The 5162-nt window shown below is 69.3% G+C and carries 5 protein-coding genes; 3 read left to right on the top strand and 2 right to left on the bottom strand.

What is annotated here, in order from left to right:
* The 3 genes from WAL33_RS02220 to WAL33_RS02210 form a co-directional block, all read left to right on the top strand.
* A partial coding sequence (locus tag WAL33_RS02220) for a trypsin-like peptidase domain-containing protein (protein WP_422178056.1) occupies nucleotides 1-1509 on the top strand: 1509 nt, incomplete at its 5' end.
* A gap of 132 nt (nucleotides 1510-1641) precedes the next feature.
* Nucleotides 1642-2313 carry a response regulator transcription factor gene (locus tag WAL33_RS02215; protein WP_422178054.1) on the top strand — a complete coding sequence of 224 codons (672 nt, stop codon included), beginning with the start codon at nucleotides 1642-1644 and terminating at the stop codon, nucleotides 2311-2313.
* Nucleotides 2314-2435: 122 nt separating this feature from the next.
* Nucleotides 2436-3842, top strand: a complete 1407-nt coding sequence (locus WAL33_RS02210; protein ID WP_422178052.1) for a sensor histidine kinase — start codon at nucleotides 2436-2438, stop codon at nucleotides 3840-3842.
* Between the two features lie 20 nt (nucleotides 3843-3862).
* Here the strand turns inward: WAL33_RS02210 and WAL33_RS02205 are convergent, their stop codons facing one another.
* Nucleotides 3863-4411 carry a hypothetical protein gene (locus tag WAL33_RS02205; RefSeq protein ID WP_422178050.1) on the bottom strand — a complete coding sequence of 183 codons (549 nt, stop codon included), beginning with the start codon at nucleotides 4409-4411 and terminating at the stop codon, nucleotides 3863-3865.
* 115 nt (nucleotides 4412-4526) lie between these two features.
* On the bottom strand, nucleotides 4527-5162 hold a 636-nt coding region (locus WAL33_RS02200), incomplete at its 5' end, for a M56 family metallopeptidase (RefSeq protein ID WP_422178048.1).

Raw genomic sequence — 5162 nt, 5'->3', positions numbered from 1 at the left:
GCCCTGGTCGGGGTGGGCATGCGCATGGGCCCGGCGGGCGCCGCCGAGGCGCAGGTGGTTCGCACTTCGGGCGCGGCCGGCAATCCCGCGCCGATGTTCGCGCCGCCGCCCGGCGCGCCGATGTCGTTCGCCGACATCTTCGAGCAGGTCTCGCCCGCCGTGGTGCAGATCGACGTGACCTCCAAGGCCGCGGCCGCGCCGAAGCTGCGCATCCCCGGCCTGGAAGGCTTCGACCTCGTGCCCAAGGGTCAGAAGGGCGAGGACGGCGAAGAGGTCCCCGGTCCCAAGCAGCAGTCCTCGGGTTCGGGTTTCTTCATCTCGGCCGACGGCTATCTGGTCACCAACAACCACGTGGTCGCCGACGCCGATGACGACGGCATCAATGTCGTTCTCAAGGACGGCCGCGAACTGAAGGCCACCGTCGTCGGTCGCGACGAAGGCACCGACCTGGCCGTGCTGAAGGTCGTCGATCCCAAGGCCAAGGGCGCGGCGTTCCCCTATGTGAATTTCGAGAACCAGGCCAAGCCGCGGGTCGGCGACTGGGTGATCACCATCGGCAACCCGTTCGGTCTGGGCGGCACCGCCACGGCCGGCATCATCTCGGCCTATAACCGCGACCTGGGCGACAGCTCGTCGACCTTCGTCGACTACATCCAGATCGACGCGCCGATCAACCGGGGCAATTCGGGCGGTCCGTCGTTCGACATCTACGGCCGGGTGATCGGGGTCAACACCGCGATCTTCTCGCCGACCGGCGGCTCGGTCGGCATCGGCTTCGCCATCCCCGCCGACGTGGCCGAAGCCACCGCCAAGCAGCTGATCAACGGCGGCAAGGTCGTGCGCGGCTATATCGGCGCGCAGATCCAGCCCTTCACCAAGGAAATGGCCGAGGCTCAGGGCCTGGGCGAGATCAAGGGCGCGATCGTCGCCGACGTGATCCAGGGCGGTCCGGCCCAGAAGGGCGGCCTGATGCCCGAGGACGTGATCACCGCCGTCAACGGCGTGGCGATCAAGAGCGGTTCGGAACTGACCCGCGAAGTGGCCAAGGGCCGTCCGGGCGACACCCTGAAGCTGTCGATCCTGCGCGGCGGCAAGGCCCGTACGGTCGACATCAAGTCGGGCGTGCGTCCGACCGAGAAGGAACTGGCGCTCAGCGACGACGACACCGACGAGGGCGGCGGCGAGACGCCGACCAAGCCGCAGGTCCAGAAGTCGGAAGCCCTGGGCATGAGCCTGGCGCCGATCGACGACGCGGCCCGCCGCACCTACAGCATCGACCCGGCCGTCCGCGGCGTGCTGATCGATGGCGTGAAGCCCAGTTCCGACGCCGGCGAGAAGGGCCTGCGCAAGGGCGACGTGCTGACCAGCGTCAACGGCGAACCCGTCACCTCGGCCTCCCAGGTGATCTCGGCGGTGAACGCGGCCAAGAAGCTGCAGCGCCCCAGCGTCAACCTGAGGATCATCCGCGCCGGTCGTCCCACGATCGTGCCGCTGAAGATCACGCCGTAGCGCTAACGCCGATACGCGGGGGCTTTCGCCCGCGCGCGGATCACGTCACCATCCCCGGAACGTGACGACGACACGACAGAGGGCGTCATCGATTCGCACGATGACGCCCTTTCGTGCATCTGGGGGTTTGTGATGCGTATTCTGATCATCGAGGACGATCTCGAGGCGGCGGCGGCGATGAGCCACGGCCTGACCGAGGCCGGCTATGACTGCGTCCACGCGCCCGACGGCGAGGCCGGCCTGACCGAGGCGGGCAAGGGCGGCTTCGACGTGATGATCGTCGACCGCATGATGCCCAAGAAGAACGGCGTAGAGGTGGTCGAGACCTTGCGCCGCGAGGGCGACCAGACGCCGGTGCTGTTCCTCTCGGCCCTGGGCGAGATCAACGACCGCGTCACCGGCCTGCGCGCCGGGGCCGACGACTATCTGGTCAAGCCCTACGCCTTCGCCGAGCTGATGGCCCGGGTCGACGCCCTGTCGCGCCGCCGCGAAACGGGCGCGGTGGCCACGACCCTGAAGGTCGGCGAGCTCGAGATGAACCTGATCAACCGGACGGTCCATCGCCAGGGCAAGGAGATCGATCTCCAGCCCCGCGAGTTCCAGCTGCTGGAATTCATGATGCGCCACGCCGGCCAGTCGGTGACCCGCACCATGCTGCTGGAGAAGGTGTGGGAATACCACTTCGACCCGCAGACCAACGTCATCGACGTGCACATTTCCCGTCTGCGGTCCAAGATCGACAAGGGCTTCGACCGGGCCATGCTGCAGACCGTGCGCGGGGCGGGCTACCGACTCGATCCGTAGGCGACGGCGGCGTCGCGGCGCCCAGGTGAAAATTGCTTCACTTGCCCGCGCCCATCGCGAACGGTCATCTACGCGTCGCGGCGGGTTCCTCGTCCGCCGTTCTTGAAGAGTTTCGCTGACCCATGCGCCTGCCGCGCCTGATCCGATCCACGCCGTTCCGGCTGACCCTGCTGTTCCTGGCCCTGTTCGCGGCGGCCGCCAGCGCGTTCCTCGGCTACATCTACATCGCCACCGCCGGCGAGGTGAACCGTCGCGCCGACGCCGACATCACCCGCGAGATGGAGAGCCTGGAGGCCGCCTATCGGGTCGGCGGGGTCAACGCCCTGAACCAGACCATCGTCGAGCGCGCCACCGGCGAGCGGCCGTTCCTGTACCTGCTGCTCGACAAGGACGGCAAGCGGATCTCCGGCTCGATCGAGGAGTCGCCGATCGACGACTTCGAAGGCCCCGGCCCGACCTGGGAGACCTTCAAGCTCACCGAGACCGACATCGACGGCGCCGAGGTCAAGCGCGCGGCGCGCGGGGTCCAGGAGAAGCTGAGCGGCGGCGAGGCGCTGTTCGTCGGCGCCGACGTGCAGGAGTCCGAGGGCTATGTGATGAAGATCGTCCGGGCCCTGCGCGGGGCCGGGGCGCTGGTGATCATCCTGGGCCTGGCCGGCGGGGTGCTGATCAGCCGCAACGTCTCGCGCAGCATGCAGGGCCTGGTCGACGTCGTGAACGCCGTGCGGGCCGGCGACCTGCACGCCCGGGCCCGGGTGCGCGGCACGCGCGACGAATACGACGAGCTGGCCGAAGGCCTCAACGACATGCTCGACCGCATCGAGCGGCTGATGGGCGGCCTGCGCCACGCTGGCGACGCGATCGCCCACGATCTGCGCTCGCCCCTGACCCGTCTGCGCGCCCGCATGGAGGTGGCCCTGATCGACGCCGAGAACGGCAAGGGCGATCCGATGGCGGCCCTCGAGACGGCCCTGATGGACGCCGACGGCGTGCTCAAGACCTTCAACGCCGTGCTGGCCATCGCCCGCCTGCAGGCGGCCGGCGAGGCGCCCAACCAGGAACTCTTCGACGCCAGCGAACTGGCCTCGGACATGGCCGAGCTCTACGAGGCCAGCTGCGAGGACAAGGGGCTGGATTTCAAGGCCGAGATCGTTCCGGCGCTGAGCATCCGGGGCAATCGCGAGTTCATCGCCCAGGCCCTGGCCAACCTCCTCGACAACGCCATCAAGTACACGCCCGAAGGCGGGGCGGTGATGCTGCGGGCCCGGCGCACCTCGTCCGGCGACCTGGAGTTCTCGGTCACCGACACCGGCCCCGGCGTGCCCGAGGGCGACCGCGCCCGGGTGGTGCAGCGCTTCGTCCGGCTGGAGAACAGCCGCAGCGAACCGGGGGCGGGGCTAGGCCTGTCGCTGGTCCAGGCCGTGGCCGCCTCGCATGGCGGACGGTTGGAGCTGGCGGAAGGACCGGGCGCGTACGGCGGCTTCGGGCCCGGCCTGCGCGTGGCGCTGGTGCTGCCGCGGGTGGAGTAGCCGCCGGACGCCCCCTCAGCTCACTCCGGCCTCCCATACGCCACGTCGTAACACCGCTCCTGTCCAAGCTCCGTAGGACAGAAACCCGTCTCCTCCGAGCCCTCGCGGATGACCACGTAGCGGTCGCGCTTGCAGGCCCACCATTCCTCCTCGAAGCCGGGCCGGCCATCCTGCTTGAACACAGGCTCGTCGCCTTGGGCGTAGAAGCGGGTCATGCCGGTCAGGCCGCCGAAGCTGCCCCAGCCGTTGACCAGACCACAGACCCGGCCGTCGCGGCGCGCCCAGACGCGGCCCAGCTCCAGGGAATGCGGCTGGGCCAGGCGAGCGATGAGTCGCGGCTTGACGCTGGCCCAGCGCACCCGCGCCATCGATTTGGCGGCGACCAGCCGCGATCCGGTGGCGGGGCGCTTGGGTTCGACCTTCATCTCGTACTGGATGAAGAACATCAGCATCAGTCCGACGCTCAGCACGATCAGGCCCATGACCAGGCCGTCGAACGCGCGGACCGCCAGCGCCTTGCGCCGGGCGTCACGGCCGCGCCGCTCGGGCATCCGCAGGATGAAGGCCATGTTCGCTCCCCTCAGATCGAATTTGGATTACATCTGTAGATCAAAAAAGTTACAGATGTAATCTAGAACGTCAAGGCAGGAGCGATCTTTCGACCCGGGCGGCGTGAGATCGGGTCTAGTGGCGGTCCAGGGTCGGCAGGACGATTCCGTCGGCCGGAGTGTCGCCGACGAAGCGGCCGGGCCAGGAGGTCTCGTACTGCGGCGCCGGACCGCGCGGCGTGACGGTCCAGACCCCGCCGGCGGTGACGATCGCCAGCAGGAAGATCGCCGCCGCGCCGGCCGTCTGGCGGCGATAGCTCGGCTCGGGGCAACCCAGAAGCTTGACCCGCAGCACCAGCGGATGGGCCGCGAAGAAGCAGGCCAGCGGCGAGCCCGTGCGCCGGGTCTGGGCCTCGACCAGGGCCTCGGCATAGGTGCGGCGCAGGTTGGGGCGCAGGCTCAGCACGGTGGCGTCGCAGGCCATCTCCTGGTCCAGCCGGGCGCACAGGGCGCCCAGATGAACCAGCGGATTGCACCAGCCCAGCACCTGGACGCCGGCGATGACCAGATTGGCCACCGGATCGCCGCGCTTGATATGGGCCCGCTCGTGCAGGTCGACCATCTTGCGGGCCGTCTCGTCGAAGCGCGTGGCGAAGTCGGCGGGCAGCACGACCCGGGGCCAGAACACGCCCATCACCGCCGGGCCGGCGCGGCCGGTCTCGGCGCGGGCCCGGAAGGCGCGCTCCTGCAGCAGGATGGCCGTGCCCAGGTC

The organism is Caulobacter sp. (assembly GCF_049283275.1).
GTDB lineage: Bacteria > Pseudomonadota > Alphaproteobacteria > Caulobacterales > Caulobacteraceae > Caulobacter.
The sequence above is the reverse complement of the archived record's forward strand: the minus strand, read 5'-3'. Positions and strand labels throughout refer to the sequence as shown.

Bases quoted from the DNA above. Each gene is read 5' to 3' on its own strand.
- WAL33_RS02205 (WP_422178050.1), bottom strand. From the start codon at position 4,411: ATGGCCTTCATCCTGCGGATGCCCGAGCGGCGCGGCCGTGACGCCCGG.
- WAL33_RS02210 (WP_422178052.1), top strand. From the start codon at position 2,436: ATGCGCCTGCCGCGCCTGATCCGATCCACGCCGTTCCGGCTGACCCTG.
- WAL33_RS02215 (WP_422178054.1), top strand. From the start codon at position 1,642: ATGCGTATTCTGATCATCGAGGACGATCTCGAGGCGGCGGCGGCGATG.